Consider the following 14,182-nt stretch of genomic DNA (forward strand, 5'->3'; position numbering starts at 1 on the left):
GAGCCGCTAAACTTTACTCCACTGTTCACGTAACCTTCCATTTAGCTTTTCTGTTAGCGATTTACCACGGCGCAATATTACGTTTGAATCGCCTGCTTTAATCACCACTGGGAACGATGTTGTGAGTATACCTTGAAAAGCGAGATACTGTTGATTGTGATGAAAATCAAACACAAGCTCTTGAGTTCTATAGCTAAAAGGTAGGCTAAAAGCGCCAGTATGAGAAACAGTAAATATTAACTCAGAAGGATAACATTGAATTGTTTTTTTAGCATAAGCCCGAATAAAGGCGTTTGATAAATTAGGATCATGGAACTTTTGTGCAAACGGTTTAATTGGGTTCTTCACATTCGTTTGTAATCTTTGGAAGCTTTGAACAAAACTGCTTTGATTTATATCGATTTTTCTATCATGTGTCAGCAATGGGTTATCAAGAATATTTTGACGCTGATTTTCTAGCAAAGAGATTTGCGTTTGATAATTCTCAACAAGCTTTGCAATATCAATATGTTGAATGTTTTGTTTATCTCGCAGATCTTTTCGTGCTGTTGAAAGCTGTTGGCGTAAACTATTTTCAAAATACTGGACGTTATTATTTGTATCAAAGAAGCCGTTTAAAGATATCAGTTGATTCCAAAGTCGAGGAGCAAAGTTATCAATATGACTTGATACCTTGATACGATCTTCTTCATTAAACCCAGAGAGTATTTGCTCTTTGTTGATATAAACACAATTTTCTAATACTTTGTTCAGTAGTTCATCCATACCTTTATAACGGCTACACAAAGTATGAGGGCCTTCTACAAAGCTGAATCTCAAATCATATAAATCGGAAGATGATGTAATATCGTTATTAATTATCGTCGTGAGTGATTTATTGTATTTATTGCTTAATTGGCTGTATTTTTTTGTTGCCTGCTTTATATCATTAATTAAATGTTTAATGTTGTCTTGATACGTTTTTTCGGGTGTTTCAAGTAGCGTAAGCTCACGAGTCAGAACCTGGATAGCCTGGTCATAATCATTTAAAGTGTTGTCGAGATCTTGCTGCATAAAACGTGCTTGCGATCGAACGGCGACCATATTTTTCAGATAACGTTTTTGTGCTATTTCTAAAGTGGTTATATAAGTGTTTGCTTCAACGATGTTAGTTGATTTGAGAAGCATTTTTAAATCAGTTATTTGAAGAATGAAGTTAGGATTTTCTAACCAGTGCTGATTGATCAACTTAGCAGACAATGATTGGATTTTAAGAAATTTTTCTGGCACATCCAAGGGGTTGTGACTATTTGTAATAATAAAGCCGTTAATTGCGTCTGTTTTTTTTACAGGGCTGTCTATATCAAAAGATGATAAATCAAGATGACTTTCTGAGTTACAAGAAACCAGCATATAGATGGTAGATAGTAGGGCAAATTTATATGTGAATTTCATGACTATTTCTTTTGTTTCAACTTTAAAACTTACCGATGAGTGTACTAACAATCGACCTCTATGCAACTGGTTTCTCTGCTTGTGTGGCGCTATATAGCAAAATTGGTGTCTATTTATATAAAATTTGAACGATTACGCTAAATTTCACACTATACAAAAACAACTCTGTAAGTGTTTTTGTAGAAAAATACTTATCAAATTGAGCTGTTTTGTTGAATCTGTGTTAAGTTTTACTGGACTGACCAGATAAGGATTACCGTCATGACGTGGAATAAGTTGGACGTAACAGAGCACAAAGGAGTTGTTACTGTCGCTTTAAATCGACCTGAAAAGTTGAATGCGATCGATAAAGAAATGTTCGATGAATTAGATACGATAAGTAAACAGCTGCGTAAACGAAAAGATATTCGAGCCGTTATTTTGACTGGAAATGGCGGAACATTTAGCAGTGGAATTGATATCAAGAGTATTGTTTCTGATAAATCGAAGGTATTGAACTTATTAGCTAAGCTTTTACCCGGCAATGCGAATTTAGCACAACGCGTATCTCGCAACTGGCGGATGATCCCCGTACCTGTAATTGCCGTTATTGAAGGCCGTTGCTACGGTGGTGGGCTTCAAATTGTTATGGGGGCAGATATTCGCATAGTCGCCCCTAGTACTGAATTGTCGATAATGGAGGTACGATGGGGATTAGTACCTGATATGGGCGGCTTATTGGCGCTACGCGAGGTGGTGTCGAAAGATGTTGCATTAAAGCTAACCTTAACCGGTGATATTATCACTGCAGAAAAAGCACTAGAATTTGGTGTAGTCACAGAGGTTAGTGAACAACCGATGCAAGCAGCGCAAGCTTTATGCGATAAAATTACGAAAGCTTCCCCCGATGCGATTGCCGCCATTAAGCACACTACAAACCGGTGCTGGGTAAGCAGCGAGCGTAGCTTATTAGCAAAAGAAACGTTTAGCCAAATCCGTTTATTGCTAGGTAAGAACTTTTCTATTGCTGTAAAGCGTCAGCGTACTTCAACTGACATTGAATATAAAGACCGCCAATCTTTTTGGTAATGAGTCTCTTATTTTTGTTCGATGTAGTCTGAATTAAATAAAAAGGTGTTAAAGGCGCCTTACCCGATAACTTGTCGGGTATTCAGGCTGCTTTGTTTGAGAATGTACACAGGCAGAGGGGGGCGGAATAAGCGAAAGTTGGGTGGGGTGGAGAATTGCCAAGGAAAACTTAATTTCACCTAATGGATTAAGTATATCTTCGAACAAAGTATTAACTGGTACAGCCATTTTAGAGATAGGTGCGGTGCAGGATAGCCAGAATCTATCTCTAATCATTAAAACAGCAAGGTCGCTTAGAAAAACATTAAAGAGCTAATAATTAATACTGAGTACGCTAACAGCCCTTAAAGTGAAGTCTGTTAGTGAACCTCATACCAAAACTGCCGAATGTAACGCATCACCTTGATTGTTTTATAACACGCCACCTAGCGCTGAAATTATTATCGCCAAGACAGCTAACGTTGTGGTTAAACGAAAATTTAGAGTGCTTTCTACTTCCGTGATATCTTTCTCAAAAGATGAGAGACTTTGAATGAACATTTCCCTCGCCTTTGATACAACAGTGATTTCAGCTGCTTGTCTTTCCATTTCTGTAGGCCCAGCGGCAGGAGAATAGGTTACTCGTTTAATAACTAAATGTTTTAAATATTTATCATCAGCTTCATTCAACCACTTGTAATAGGTAGTTATCTTTTCTTGAGTTTGTTTAACTTGTTGTTTAGTAAAAATATCTTTAAATGTTCGCTCAGTTGAAGTTAACCTCTCAGTGGCAGATTTAATTTCTCTAGCTTTATCAAAATAAAAAGATACAAGTTCATTTAACTCATTCATATGAGACCTTTTAGTGTTATAACATTATACTCAACGAACATAGCTCGCATATCTCACCGTAATAGCGTAATCACTTAACTCTAAGTAGTAGGGTACATACCAAACCTTTCCCCTTATTACTAGACGGGGGTGTATCTACGGCATCTAATTTTCAATGCTGACACCTTGTTGCTTAAGCATTGAAATAAATGGAGGGAACTTTGTATTTACAACTGCACCATCGTTGGCTGGGCCAAATGAAGATACTGTATATGTGTCAATTTGATAAACTTTCATTTTTACATCTTTCCCTTCAGCTACTTTAATAAAGTCACTTATAGGCATAATTAAACGTCTTGTTGACCAATCGCCATACTTTGTTAATGTGCTTGCAGCCTTTATGTTTTCTATGACTTCACCATCCACATTAAAAGCAACACCCATTACATTAGTGATGCCGTTAACACCGACCTCTAAGAATACGACGTCTGGATATTTTTCATTCCAATCAAAACCTAAAGTATTCCAACCTTCAGAAAGACTTGAAGCTGCACTCACCGGTGATTGAGTCAGTAAAGTTGAACCATCAAATGAGTCCTTGGTCACGGATAAAGATGGTGTTAATGAATCGTTTATGCCTGCACAGCCAGCTAGTAGCATTACAGTAAATAAGCTAGAAATTAGTTTTTTCTTCATTGTTTTCTCTACTTCTTTATAAACAACGCCAATGATATTTAAAGCATTCACTTGTTAATCTTGTTATAGGTCTATTTCGTCAAAAATCTTTTCAGCACGCTTCGTCAGTACTTTTTTCGATATATCAATAACAGCAGAAATACCTTCTTTCTTAATGCGATTATTTATCTTTAATATAAGCCCTGGGTCATTTAAAGCGCATGAAAAGTCATGTCCATCACTAGTAAGGCGCCAAGGCTTTAAATCAACCAAATAATTATCTGATAACCCACGAACACCATAACTGTGGTTTGATAGTGATGTTGCTATAAACTGCTTATCTATTAAAATTTCAAAGTGGAAGATAAAGTTTTCCTCATTTTCACGAAGATGTTTAAAATCATTCCATGTTACAGTTGCTTTCTCACTGTCTAAGAAAACGTCTAAAAATTCTTTTAAGTAGCCATAATCAATACGCATTAATACCTCTAACACAAACATCATAAATATAAGTACGTAAAATAGCCGACTAAGCAGGGTAAAACACCACGCTAAGCCCCTTAACGCTTACTGCCTGCTATTTTAGCTTGTTATGTATGGTAAATAATACAAAATGTGTCTGAAAGTTTGTGACAGCTTTAGCATATATTGTTGATGTAAATTTCTAGGGTCTAGCTTGAGGGAGAAAAGTGAATGAAAGTGAGATTAGTGATACTTTTTATTTAGCATATTCAATGCATTATTATTCTTTTGAAGGCGCTAAAAACGACTTGCTCGATTACTTGTCGGGTAAGCCAGCTTTGCATAGTCCAGTTTAACGGCGCTTCATGCCTATACATTTGCATGTGTGCAATGTATTAGTCATAGTATTTCCTAATCTGAAATTGCCAACAAAAATGTTTGAAGAGGTTGATAAAATGGAAGAGTTGTATTTTGCGGGGGGGTGTCTTTGGGGCGTTCAGGAATTTATGAAGACGCTGCCAGGTGTTGTTTCGACAGAGGCTGGACGCGCGAATGGTTCTACCTACAATACCTCTGGTGAGTATGATGGCTATGCCGAGTGCGTTTGTACTCAATTTGATCCAACTGCCGTTTCTGTTGAGCAGCTAATGGATTATTTCTTTGAGATTATTGATCCTTATAGCGTTAATAAGCAAGGGGAAGATGTAGGAGAAAAGTATCGAACCGGTATTTACAGCAAGAACCCAAAACATCTGGTTCTAGTGACTTGCTATCTTCAAGCGAGAGAAGATGCTGACAAGGTTGCTATTGAGGTTCTGCCGTTATCTAACTATGTAAAAAGTGATGATGAGCATCAAGATAGGCTAACTTTGCATCCTAATGATTACTGTCATATTCCGAAAAATATCTTGTACAAATACAAAGATGAGTAAATGCATTAGGTATAAAAAAACCGACATACAAGGCGTCGGTTTAATATTATTTCAAGGTTTCAAGGTTTCAAGGTTTCAAGGTTTCAAGGTTTCGTGCGATTAGTTAACCAATTTTTCGGTGACAAACGAGCGATTTTTTGCCAGTAACCATAAGAACCCACCAGTGATACCAACAAAAAGTTGAATTGCACCGAGATTTTCGATCAAAGATTCGGGGCGAACGGACACCAATACCATCCCTAACGAACCACAGATCATACTGCAAAATTGAATCAATGCCACGGCAGAACCCGTGTCATTATCTTGTTGGTCAAGCATTAAGTTAGTACCCGGTACACGCATCGTGATAACCATTAAGGTCGCGGGTGCTGCAATGCACGCAAAAACCCAAGGCGACATGTGGCCAATTGTAATGGTCAACATACCTGCTATGGCGAGTAGCAAGAAACAAAGCGTTATGATTTTTTGAACCGGAATGTAGCGAGATAGCTTCATGTAAATCGTTGGGCCAAATGAGGCACACAACGCATTAAAAGCAAAGGCATAGCTAAACTGCTGTTCGGTGAGCCCAAACCCATTAATATAGATGTATGAACCTGCTGCAAGAAATGCCATCAACGCCATTGGTGTAATGGAAAAAATCATCAGTAATGCGACAAATCTTGGATTTTTTAAAACTACCCCGAGTCTTCCCCAAGAATGCAGTATTGAGCCGTCGTATTTTGTTTCGAGCGTTTCTTCATAGCAGAATGCCAATACTGAGGCGAAGGCACCAAAAATTGCAAGCGTTACGAACATCATTCTCCATGACGCGATCTGAAGCAAAAATGCGCCAAGAACAGGGGCGACCATAGGGGCAATGATGACCAATGACATAATTGTTGCCATGATTTTTTGGCGCTCTCGACCATCATAGAGATCTTTGACAATAGCGGTTGCGACTACCGTGATGGCACTTCCAGCAAATGCTTGAAGTATTCGGGCGCCAATGAGTTGTTCGATATTTCCTGCTAATGCGCAAAAGATACTGGCTAGCATATAGCCGCCAATGCCAGCTAATAAGATAGGTTTTCTACCAAACTTTTCACTTAATGGTCCCCAAAATAGGAGGCCTACGGCGTAAGTGACGAAATAGCTGCTGAGCGTTAAGTTCACCATTGCCTGATCGGTGTTGAATACGTTGACCATTTGTGGAAGTGCAGGCAAATACAGATCTATAGTAAGCGGTGGAAAGGCACTGATGATGACTAAGAAAAATAACATACCGGTTTTACCCAATACTGATTGTGGTTTTTTCAAATGGATACTCTCAATGGTTTGCTGATGATGGTTCGAGTCAGGGGCGTGTATTTAACAGGCTAACTACTTTTTTAACCTCACAATATGAATGTATATTAGCGACATGAAACTATTTATCTTTTACTGCATTTTTCACTGTGCTTTTTAAATTATGCATAAATGCCTTAAAATGAGGCATAAAATCGACAAACAGTGCATGTTTGCGATTTGCCATCATTACAGGACCCAACAGACGCAATGCAACACCTACTTTGGTTGCGAGAGACTCTTCTAAGCCACTGCCTTGCTTTAAATTTTCTACAATCTTGAACAAATCTTCTCTGTCTTGAAATTCAAACTGTAGTGTTTTTCCAGTATCTTGTTCCGAGTTAACGTCTTCAATGGTGATACGATAACAATTTTCTTTTCTAGTTTTAGGGGGCATTGTTGCTCTCCTGACTTGAAATATCGTTGAATTAAGTTGATAATGTCAACTATAAATTATAATGGTTGATATTGTCAATCACTTTCGCATAAAGAGAATATCAATGTCTGACTACAAATCATTAGAAAGCTTGTTTAACTTAGTCCATGTACTAAAGCGTCAGCTGCATGATCAAATAGAACAACTCGATTTGGGTATGGCCCCAATGCATGTTCGAGTGATGAAGATAATTGATAAGAAAAAGCCTTGTACTGCAATTGATATCGCAAGCTTTTTAGATCGGGATAAGGCTCAGGTAACACGTTTAGTGAGTACGTTGATTGAGAACGGCTTGATTACTAAAACGCCAAATCCAAACGACAAACGCAGTCATTACTTGTCTATCACAGATACAGGCATGGATATTATCAAGACAATTTCAAAGGTTGATACCGAAACACGTCAAATAATGATGGAAGATCTCAGTCCTGAAGAAATTACTGAATTTCAACGAATTGCAGATATAATGGCTAAAAACCTTCGCTCGCGCCGAACTTGATAAAATATGTGGCTAAGTGTAGCGCTGGCATAACAAGTGGTACTGTTAATATGAATTAAAAGAGACCACAACAGTGGCCTTTTTTATTCTTACTGAAAGCGTGAATGCATGTTATCTATTACCAGTGCTTATTCAACTTAGCATCGATGCTGAGTTTTCCAGGGCCAATAGCAACAAGTGCTAAGAAGCCACCTGCGATTGAAATGTTCTTCATAAAGTTAATCATTTGACCGCTGTTTGATGGGTCGTAATGAAAAAGAAAGGCTGAAATAACAGAAAATACTGCAATTGATAGGGCACTAAAGCGTGTTAATAAGCCAAATAAGATTGCTAAGCCCCCGCCTAATTCAAGTAAGATCACCAGTGGCAACATTGCGCCCGGTACACCCATTGAGTCCATATATGCTTGGGTGCCTGCATACCCACCAATTTTGCCCCAACCAGCATTGATAAAAATGGCAGCAAGCAGAAAACGAGAAATAAGTAATATGTACGGCTGTAAGGTATTAATCATCTTTTCCATTAGGGAGTCCAAACTGTTTATCGAGAGTGAGTGAATGATAAAGAAGAGCTCGGATCTTGAACACGTTAAAGATTAGGACAAGTTGTTCAAGAAATTAGATGAAACTAATATTTTGTTACTTAGAGTGGGTTAACATTTAGTATAAGTATTTATAATAATTGAACTTACCTATTAATCGTTTGTTCAGGTACAGTAGCGAGTAATGAGCGTAAGCTAGCTATACTTAGCAATGCCGTTTGGGTATGTTGTTGTTTTTTAAATGGGGAGAATTCTATTGAACCAACAAGATAAAGATGCATTGAAAGTCATTGGCTTCATTGGTTTGTTCTGTATTTGCGTACATATCATAAATGTATTCTTGAATGGTAGCCTGAACAGTTACGGTTTATTGCCTCGGCACATTACGCACCTTACTGGCTTAGTCGCTTATCCGTTCATACATGGCTCTTGGTCTCATTTAATAGGTAATCTATTTTCTTTTTCTGTATTAGGCTTACTAGTATCTCGATCGGGTGTGTCGCGCTTAATCGTGGTGTTTATTGTAAGTTGGGCGATCAGTAGTATTGGCGTCTGGTTTTTTGGACGAGCCAGTTACCATATTGGTTTAAGCGGCATTATCTATGGCTTATGGGCATATTTATTGGTTTATGCGTTCATGTACCGAAGCCTTAAGTCTATCGCGATTGCTGTTATTGTAATGTTTTTCTATGGGTCCATGGTATGGGGGGTATTTCCGATTCATCGATGGATGAGTTTTGAAAGCCATTTATTTGGTGGCTTTGCTGGGGCTATTGCTGGCTACTGGTTAGCCAAGCGAGATAAAGCGAGAGAAAAAGACATAGCAACGTTATCTTAAAAATACGTAATTGTATTAAATACGTGTTTGTATTATATGCGGCAGGGGGAATAATTATGTTGATCACTTTTAGCTGTAAAGCGAGCGGGAATGTCACAATGTTTGGTGATATTGCGACTCAACTAATCAAGATGATGGGGTATTGTGACAACGTTCCTGGTGCAATTGACGCCAAAGATGTACCAACAGCTTTAGATAATTTAGAACAGGCAATTCAAGCAATCAAGCAACAGCAAATCGAAGCCAAAAAAGCCGGAACTCTAGAAGAAAAAAACGAAGATGAGCTGGATGATGCCGATTATGAGCCAGAGATAAGTATTTCTATGCGCGCAATGCCTTTAATTGATTTCTTGAAAGCAGCAGTGAAAGGGCAGTGTCATGTTATGTGGCAGTAAAACATTATTCAATACGTTATAAATGTTTAACGTACAATATGAAGAGGCGCAAAAGGGTCATCATTCGGGTCATTTTGCCATAAATATTCTGCGTGAATGGCTACTTTTCTCGCGACTTCTTCGCTGTACTGTTCGGCGATTAATGCCAAGCTCATATCGATGCCTGCTGCTGTGCCTGATGATGTAAAGACAGTACCATCTTGCACCCAACGCGCAACGGGCTGCCAGTCAATATCTTTTCCGTAGCGGGTAACCCAGTGGTAGTGTTTCTTATTTGTGGTTGCTTTGCAGTCTTCTAATAATCCTGCGTTTGCAAGTATTACGGCGCCAGTACACACTGAGCAGATATACTGTATGTTAGGTGCTGTTTTATTTAGCCATGCCAATAAATTCGAGTTATTGACTTCATTTTTTATGCCTTCTCCACCGGGAATAATAAGTATATCCGTTAAAAAAATATCTTGAAAAGAGTAATCAGTCAGTACTTTTATACCTTGTGAACTGCTTATAGCTCCTCCTTGCTCAGAGACTAGCTTGAGCTGATATTTGTCAGGTAACAAGCCAAACATCTCTAAAGGTCCAAATACATCCAGTAACTCAAACTGTTCAAATAATAGGGTAGTTACAGTCAGTTTTAATGGCATAGTCATCCTCAGGTCTGCACGTCGATTGTTCACTCGCATAGCTCATGTTATTGATAATCGAATGTTCTTAATTAATAAAGACATAACGCGGTTTACTCTTCCTAAGCATAGTTAATTAAAACTAAAAAGAGGTAATGTAATTAAGAATAGAGAGCAATACTGCGTAGAGTAACGGTATATGCTTACTCAACGTACCCATTTCAATGTCAAAACCGAATTGAATACGCTGAGCCCACTTTATGTACTTAAGCTATTTGCTTTTTAAGCTTTAAAAATTAGCAAGAAAGTACGGAATGATTAATGCGTTAGCTAAGTCGATAAAGAACGCACACACCAAAGGCACAATAATAAAAGCTTGATGTGAATTACCATAACGTTGAGATACCGCAGACATATTCGCCATGGCTGTTGGTGTTGAACCTAGCGAGATACCACCGAAACCTGAACAGACTACTGCTGCATCGTAGGTTTTACCCATTGCAGGGAAAACAATAAAGAGATTCACTAGCACTGCAACAATGAATTGCGCACTTAATATGGCAAATATGGGGCCTGCGAGATCAACCAATGTCCATAACTGCATACTCATTAAAGACATTGCTAAGAATGTACCCAATGAAATATCAGCAATTAGGGCAATAGCAGGCTTTCGTGATGGCCATTTTGTGCCTGAAATACGAGGTAAAGATTTAGGAATAAGGTTAGTAATAACGATACCAGCAAATAGGCAAGTTACAAATAATGGTAATTGAAGGCCTAATTCAGAAATAGCTTCATTGAGTATGAATCCAACAATGGCACAGATGTGGATTGCAAAGATAGCATCAAGAAAATCGAAGCCTGTAATTTGCTCATTGCCTTCTGTATTTGAAATACCTATATCAAGCTGTTCGTCTTTATTGGGTTTGAGTTGATAACGGGTAATTAAGAATTTAGCAATAGGGCCACCCATTAAGCTTGCTAAGATCAGCCCAAAGGTCGCACTTGCAATGCCAATTTCCATCGCATTTGATATACCAAACTCTTCTCCGATTCTTGGTGCCCAAGCGATTGCCGTTCCATGCCCACCAATTAACGAAACACTACCGCCAAGTAAACCGACAGCAGAATCTAAACCAAATAGCTTGGCAACGCTTATACCGGTTAAGTTTTGTAAAACCATGTAGCCAATAGTAATAGCCAGCAAGACAAGAAGAGGCTTTCCACCTTTTAGTAGATCTTTAAGGCTGGCGTTGATGCCAATCGTGGTGAAAAAGTACACCAGTAAAACATCACGAGCGGCAAGGTTAAATTCTATCTCTATAGATGTTGTTACATACACAAGGGCAATAAGCAGAGAGAAAAGAATACCACCAGTAACGGGTTCTGGAATACTAAATTCTTGCAGTGGTTTAAAAGCTGCGTTTAATCGCCGCCCGACAAATAGCACCAAAATACCGATAGTGACGGCAAAAAAAGAATTGAAGTAAAGTACTCCGTTATTAAACACTATTTCCATGTGTCCCCCTTAAGCTTTTAAATATTAAAATATGAGCGATTTGGGTAAGGTTAGCGCAACAAACTGTATTCAGGCTTAATTAAATCAATTCATGAACCTTATCTTTCTATTTTATAGAAGCAAGTCTAGACAAATTAGGACTGTTGCATAGCTTGAGAAATTACGAGGTTTTAAAAGTGTGAGTGATAGCAGTAGAGTTAGCCATAAACAACATAATTGATGTGCAGCCATTGTCATTTTTGGTATAAAGAGGGAGATGAGGTTCTGCTGTTAGCACGATAAGCGAAGGTGAAATAAAATAGTAAAAGCAGAGCAATAATGCCTTACTCTGCTTTGTTTATGTTGATAAAGTATTGTTAAATACTGATAGTAAAGCCTAAGGTTGCATTCAGGGTACTATCAAGAATACGTGGCGTTGAAAACGGACCAAAGTGGTTGATTTCTACGCCGGCGCGTAATCCAAAGGTGTCAGTTGCTTGATAGATATAACTGGTCGAATAACTTATGCCGTCAGATTTATAATGTTCTTTCGATAAGTTATTGTAGTTGTAATAACGCCCTGAATATTTAGACATACCAAGTTCTATCTGAACCTTATGCACATCTGCACGATCAAAGGCATATTGCCCCCCGATTCGATAGGTGTAAACCTTTTCTTTGCGATATGAATTGGCGTAAATACCTGCAGTTTCCCCTTCGAGCTTTCCTACGCTGATGAACACGGCATCTAGCCACATGGTGTCTTTAACGCCCAGCTGTAAACCATAGCCATCAAGTTCACCGAGCCGTATATCTGGTGAAATATGAATAGTTTTCGCTTGAACAGTGCCTGTCATTATTAATAATGTGATGGGCAGTAACAGTGCAGGTGACTTCATTTTTTTCTCAACAATTATTCGTTTCAGTCGAAAGGCTAGGTGTTAATTGTGTCGTTATGCTGCTACCTAGAAGCGGTAACCGACAGTGAAGGAATATTGTTCAGTATCAACATGTTCAGTAAGTACGATGTTAGCGCGTAAATCTGCGTATAAACCAAAGTCAAAGCCCATACGAACACCAGTTCCTAACGCGAGGGAAGTCTCTGAAGATTTATCGCTAGCGCCTGAGTTATATGTGAATTTTTCATTTATGCGAGAAAGACCGATTGCACCATAAGGTTTAATGTCGAAACCATTGAGTAAAAACGCATAACCAATATCAGAATCGATTTGGAAATTTGAGCCATCAAGCTTGCCGAAATACCAGTCTTCATTATTCTGGGCATAAGAAACATTTAGACCAACAATACGGTTGAAATCATAGCCATATTCGACTTTGATTCCGTCACCATAATCGGTTGACAAGCGATAGTCGCTATTGCTGATTGATGAAAGTTGAGTCCATGAATAGCCGATACCTACGCGGTGACCTTGGTAATTATCATCGGCAATTGCACTTGAAGCGAATGATGAAATAAGCAGCGCTGATGCGATAGGTAATAATTTATTCATACGGATACTCTCTTTAATCAATGGTTTAAATACAGTGTTTTATTTGATGCGAAGAGTGTACTGAGAGCGCTTAATTACTGCTAATAGAGTCTAGTTATATCGATAATAAGCAGGGGTTATTATCGATATTATAAGTGATAGATTGTAAGGATGAGCACGATGAAAACTAAATGATGTGAGGGAATCGTATTTCTGCATGTAACGTTTTTTGTTCGGTTAATAGATCAAATATAAGTGTGTGTAGCCAATTGTTCAGATCACTTTTTCGGTTCCGTTGATGTGTATAGCTATAGAGTGTCTGTTGGATAATTTCGCCATCGACCTTGACAGATATCATGCGTAGGTTTGGGTGTTGATGAATAGGGAAGTTGGTTGAACTAGGGAAATACATATCAGTATGTTGGACGACGTCAATCAGCGCCATAGGAAATTCTGAGCGAAAACCGACTTTATGTGGAATTCCCTTTTTCGCTAAAATTGCGGCAGTGTAACTTACACGATCATTCCAGCCTGGAATGAGCATCGAGGCTATTTCATACCCAGAAAAGTCTATTGGTGTGGCTTCTAAAAGTGTGATTGGGTGGTCTTTACGCACAATAACAGCGCCATCGAGCTTGATGAGTTCTTTGGAACTAACTTCTTTTGGTGCCGATGGGTAATCATAATTAACCCCAAGATGAATAGTGCCTTTTGCAATATCTTCGAGGGTAGTACTTGTCCAATTGAGTAGATGTAGATCAGCATTGGGGGCTTCTTTTTTCAGGTGCTGAACCAAAGTGCCAGACAACGTACATAATACCTGTGCGGGTAACGCAATTTTGATGGTACGGTTTAGCTCTAAGGGATTAAAGGTGTCCTGGGTATTGAGTGCGTGAGCCAACCCATCTAAATAGGGTGTAATTCGCTCGGCTAGATCTTCTGCATAGGGTGTGGCTTTTAATCCATTGATCGACTTTAGAAATAGCTCATCACCAAAATGGTTTCGAAGTCGTTGTAAGGCTTGGCTAATCGCTGGCTGCGAGACATAGAGACGCTCTGAGGCCTTACGCATATTCAGTTCTTGCGAAAGTACTAAGAAGGTGCGTAATAAGTTTAAATCGAGGCTATAGAAAAGATCTTTCATGCACTTACTTC

18 protein-coding genes are annotated in these 14,182 nt (G+C 38.6%); 6 read left to right on the top strand and 12 right to left on the bottom strand.

Going from position 1 to position 14,182, the window contains the following annotated elements; translation table 11 throughout:
* Positions 1 to 6: 6 nt before the first annotated feature.
* The gene (locus C9J47_RS04375) at positions 7 to 1,434 is read right to left on the bottom strand and encodes a hypothetical protein (RefSeq protein ID WP_245903278.1); all 1,428 of its coding nucleotides are present in this window, start codon (positions 1,432 to 1,434) and stop codon (positions 7 to 9) included.
* Between the two features lie 261 nt (positions 1,435 to 1,695).
* Here C9J47_RS04375 and C9J47_RS04380 point away from each other — a divergent pair, with 261 nt between their 5' ends.
* Together C9J47_RS04380 and C9J47_RS04385 are read left to right on the top strand one after the other, a co-directional pair.
* On the top strand, positions 1,696 to 2,502 hold the full coding sequence (locus tag C9J47_RS04380) for a crotonase/enoyl-CoA hydratase family protein (RefSeq protein WP_107252410.1): 807 nt from the start codon (positions 1,696 to 1,698) through the stop codon (positions 2,500 to 2,502).
* Between the two features lie 142 nt (positions 2,503 to 2,644).
* Positions 2,645 to 2,818 carry a DUF3653 domain-containing protein gene (locus tag C9J47_RS04385; protein WP_245903280.1) on the top strand — a complete coding sequence of 58 codons (174 nt, stop codon included), beginning with the start codon at positions 2,645 to 2,647 and terminating at the stop codon, positions 2,816 to 2,818.
* A 95-nt stretch (positions 2,819 to 2,913) separates the two neighbouring features.
* Here C9J47_RS04385 and C9J47_RS04390 read toward each other — a convergent pair whose 3' ends face one another.
* The 3 genes from C9J47_RS04390 to C9J47_RS04400 form a co-directional block, all read right to left on the bottom strand.
* A complete protein-coding gene (locus C9J47_RS04390) occupies positions 2,914 to 3,333 on the bottom strand; it encodes a hypothetical protein (RefSeq protein ID WP_107252411.1) in 420 nt (139 codons plus the stop codon).
* A 144-nt stretch (positions 3,334 to 3,477) separates the two neighbouring features.
* Entirely contained in the window at positions 3,478 to 4,059 is a 582-nt protein-coding gene (locus C9J47_RS04395) for a hypothetical protein (protein WP_107252412.1), read from the bottom strand.
* 12 nt (positions 4,060 to 4,071) lie between these two features.
* The gene (locus C9J47_RS04400) at positions 4,072 to 4,467 is read right to left on the bottom strand and encodes a DUF2513 domain-containing protein (RefSeq protein WP_170107423.1); all 396 of its coding nucleotides are present in this window, start codon (positions 4,465 to 4,467) and stop codon (positions 4,072 to 4,074) included.
* A 437-nt stretch (positions 4,468 to 4,904) separates the two neighbouring features.
* Here C9J47_RS04400 and C9J47_RS04405 point away from each other — a divergent pair, with 437 nt between their 5' ends.
* Complete coding sequence (locus tag C9J47_RS04405) at positions 4,905 to 5,381, top strand: peptide-methionine (S)-S-oxide reductase (protein WP_041395854.1); 477 nt, start codon at positions 4,905 to 4,907, stop codon at positions 5,379 to 5,381.
* Between the two features lie 99 nt (positions 5,382 to 5,480).
* Here the strand turns inward: C9J47_RS04405 and C9J47_RS04410 are convergent, their stop codons facing one another.
* Complete coding sequence (locus C9J47_RS04410; protein WP_456107139.1) at positions 5,481 to 6,680, bottom strand: multidrug effflux MFS transporter; 1,200 nt, start codon at positions 6,678 to 6,680, stop codon at positions 5,481 to 5,483.
* A 109-nt stretch (positions 6,681 to 6,789) separates the two neighbouring features.
* Positions 6,790 to 7,104, bottom strand: a complete 315-nt coding sequence (locus C9J47_RS04415) for a DUF3861 domain-containing protein (protein ID WP_011221304.1) — start codon at positions 7,102 to 7,104, stop codon at positions 6,790 to 6,792.
* Positions 7,105 to 7,207: 103 nt separating this feature from the next.
* Between C9J47_RS04415 and C9J47_RS04420 the strand changes: the two genes are divergently transcribed.
* Positions 7,208 to 7,642: a MarR family winged helix-turn-helix transcriptional regulator gene (locus tag C9J47_RS04420; protein ID WP_107252414.1), complete on the top strand. Its 435-nt coding sequence runs from the start codon at positions 7,208 to 7,210 to the stop codon at positions 7,640 to 7,642.
* Between the two features lie 118 nt (positions 7,643 to 7,760).
* Here C9J47_RS04420 and C9J47_RS04425 read toward each other — a convergent pair whose 3' ends face one another.
* Complete coding sequence (locus tag C9J47_RS04425; protein ID WP_281258897.1) at positions 7,761 to 8,165, bottom strand: DoxX family protein; 405 nt, start codon at positions 8,163 to 8,165, stop codon at positions 7,761 to 7,763.
* Between the two features lie 274 nt (positions 8,166 to 8,439).
* Here C9J47_RS04425 and C9J47_RS04430 point away from each other — a divergent pair, with 274 nt between their 5' ends.
* Together C9J47_RS04430 and C9J47_RS04435 are read left to right on the top strand one after the other, a co-directional pair.
* Positions 8,440 to 9,021: a rhomboid family intramembrane serine protease gene (locus C9J47_RS04430; protein ID WP_041395199.1), complete on the top strand. Its 582-nt coding sequence runs from the start codon at positions 8,440 to 8,442 to the stop codon at positions 9,019 to 9,021.
* A gap of 56 nt (positions 9,022 to 9,077) precedes the next feature.
* On the top strand, positions 9,078 to 9,416 hold the full coding sequence (locus C9J47_RS04435) for a DUF1840 domain-containing protein (protein WP_011221300.1): 339 nt from the start codon (positions 9,078 to 9,080) through the stop codon (positions 9,414 to 9,416).
* 26 nt (positions 9,417 to 9,442) lie between these two features.
* Here the strand turns inward: C9J47_RS04435 and C9J47_RS04440 are convergent, their stop codons facing one another.
* From C9J47_RS04440 to C9J47_RS04460, 5 genes are all read right to left on the bottom strand, one after another.
* Complete coding sequence (locus C9J47_RS04440; protein WP_107252415.1) at positions 9,443 to 10,060, bottom strand: DJ-1/PfpI family protein; 618 nt, start codon at positions 10,058 to 10,060, stop codon at positions 9,443 to 9,445.
* Between the two features lie 268 nt (positions 10,061 to 10,328).
* Positions 10,329 to 11,558 (bottom strand): sodium/glutamate symporter, encoded by a 1,230-nt coding sequence (gene gltS, locus C9J47_RS04445; RefSeq protein WP_425440589.1) that lies wholly within the window; start codon positions 11,556 to 11,558, stop codon positions 10,329 to 10,331.
* 356 nt (positions 11,559 to 11,914) lie between these two features.
* Entirely contained in the window at positions 11,915 to 12,436 is a 522-nt protein-coding gene (locus C9J47_RS04450) for a hypothetical protein (RefSeq protein WP_107252416.1), read from the bottom strand.
* Positions 12,437 to 12,502: 66 nt separating this feature from the next.
* Positions 12,503 to 13,048 carry a porin family protein gene (locus tag C9J47_RS04455; protein WP_107252417.1) on the bottom strand — a complete coding sequence of 182 codons (546 nt, stop codon included), beginning with the start codon at positions 13,046 to 13,048 and terminating at the stop codon, positions 12,503 to 12,505.
* 166 nt (positions 13,049 to 13,214) lie between these two features.
* On the bottom strand, positions 13,215 to 14,171 hold the full coding sequence (locus C9J47_RS04460) for a LysR family transcriptional regulator (RefSeq protein WP_107252418.1): 957 nt from the start codon (positions 14,169 to 14,171) through the stop codon (positions 13,215 to 13,217).
* Positions 14,172 to 14,182: the final 11 nt, after the last annotated feature.

The sequence above is a fragment of the Photobacterium indicum genome (assembly GCF_003026215.1).
In the GTDB taxonomy this organism is placed as follows: Bacteria; Pseudomonadota; Gammaproteobacteria; order Enterobacterales; family Vibrionaceae; genus Photobacterium; species Photobacterium indicum.

What these genes read in the sequence shown, in the direction of transcription:
- C9J47_RS04375 (WP_245903278.1), bottom strand. Translation starts at nt 1,434, where the DNA reads ATGAAATTCACATATAAATTTGCCCTACTATCTACCATCTATATGCTG.
- C9J47_RS04380 (WP_107252410.1), top strand. Translation starts at nt 1,696, where the DNA reads ATGACGTGGAATAAGTTGGACGTAACAGAGCACAAAGGAGTTGTTACT.
- C9J47_RS04390 (WP_107252411.1), bottom strand. Translation starts at nt 3,333, where the DNA reads ATGAATGAGTTAAATGAACTTGTATCTTTTTATTTTGATAAAGCTAGA.
- C9J47_RS04400 (WP_170107423.1), bottom strand. Translation starts at nt 4,467, where the DNA reads ATGCGTATTGATTATGGCTACTTAAAAGAATTTTTAGACGTTTTCTTA.
- C9J47_RS04405 (WP_041395854.1), top strand. Translation starts at nt 4,905, where the DNA reads ATGGAAGAGTTGTATTTTGCGGGGGGGTGTCTTTGGGGCGTTCAGGAA.
- C9J47_RS04415 (WP_011221304.1), bottom strand. Translation starts at nt 7,104, where the DNA reads ATGCCCCCTAAAACTAGAAAAGAAAATTGTTATCGTATCACCATTGAA.
- C9J47_RS04420 (WP_107252414.1), top strand. Translation starts at nt 7,208, where the DNA reads ATGTCTGACTACAAATCATTAGAAAGCTTGTTTAACTTAGTCCATGTA.
- C9J47_RS04425 (WP_281258897.1), bottom strand. Translation starts at nt 8,165, where the DNA reads ATGGAAAAGATGATTAATACCTTACAGCCGTACATATTACTTATTTCT.
- C9J47_RS04435 (WP_011221300.1), top strand. Translation starts at nt 9,078, where the DNA reads ATGTTGATCACTTTTAGCTGTAAAGCGAGCGGGAATGTCACAATGTTT.
- C9J47_RS04440 (WP_107252415.1), bottom strand. Translation starts at nt 10,060, where the DNA reads ATGCCATTAAAACTGACTGTAACTACCCTATTATTTGAACAGTTTGAG.
- gltS (WP_425440589.1), bottom strand. Translation starts at nt 11,558, where the DNA reads ATGGAAATAGTGTTTAATAACGGAGTACTTTACTTCAATTCTTTTTTT.
- C9J47_RS04450 (WP_107252416.1), bottom strand. Translation starts at nt 12,436, where the DNA reads ATGAAGTCACCTGCACTGTTACTGCCCATCACATTATTAATAATGACA.
- C9J47_RS04455 (WP_107252417.1), bottom strand. Translation starts at nt 13,048, where the DNA reads ATGAATAAATTATTACCTATCGCATCAGCGCTGCTTATTTCATCATTC.
- C9J47_RS04460 (WP_107252418.1), bottom strand. Translation starts at nt 14,171, where the DNA reads ATGAAAGATCTTTTCTATAGCCTCGATTTAAACTTATTACGCACCTTC.